The organism is Mycobacterium sp. AT1, assembly GCF_002043095.1.
Taxonomy (GTDB): domain Bacteria; phylum Actinomycetota; class Actinomycetes; order Mycobacteriales; family Mycobacteriaceae; genus Mycobacterium.
In genome coordinates, this window is record NZ_MVOC01000110.1 from 133 (window position 1) to 782 (window position 650).

Sequence of the window (650 nt, forward strand, 5' to 3'; positions counted from 1 at the left end):
GGCGCCCTGGTCGTGGACCCCGACGCCCTGCACGAACTGGACCGACTGCTGGCCGACGCGCTGAGCACCCGGGAACCGATGTCGACGGCCACTCTGGAGAAGACCGTCGACGCATTCGTCGCCCAGGTCGACCCGCACGCGGTGCACCGCACCGAGACCCGCGCGCGAGGACGCAGCGTGGACGTCGGGGAGGATGACGGCGGCGGGATGGCGACGGTGTACGCCACCCTGTTCGCCCACGACGCCAAGGCCTTCGACACGCGGTTGAGCGCGGTGGCCGAGACGGTGTGCCCGTCCGATCCCCGGACCAAGGACCAACGCCGCGCCGACGCCATCGGCGCCCTGGCCCACAACAACGACCGCTTGGCCTGCCTCTGCAAAACCGACGACTGCCCCGCCGCGCAGAACCCGCCGTCGACCGGGGTGGTGGTCTACGTGATCGCGAGCGCGGACACCCACCGTGACCCCGCGCCACCAGCCCCACCGCCACCACCGCCCGACGTACCCAGTGAGCCGCCGGCGTCAGACAGCGCCGACCACTCGAGCGACCCTGCGCCACACGCGGAGTCGTGCGAGGGCGTCCCCGCCGACCCAGCCGACGAGCGCAGCGCCCTCGACGGTGAACCCCCGGCCATGTTCAGCAAGCCGCT

Annotated in this window: 1 protein-coding gene; it reads left to right on the plus strand. The window is 72.6% G+C overall.

Annotated elements, in window-relative coordinates; all coding sequences use genetic code 11:
- Positions 1-12 precede the first annotated feature (12 nt).
- Positions 13-650: DUF222 domain-containing protein (locus B1790_RS33355; RefSeq protein ID WP_142271669.1), on the plus strand; the 638-nt coding region annotated here is incomplete at its 3' end.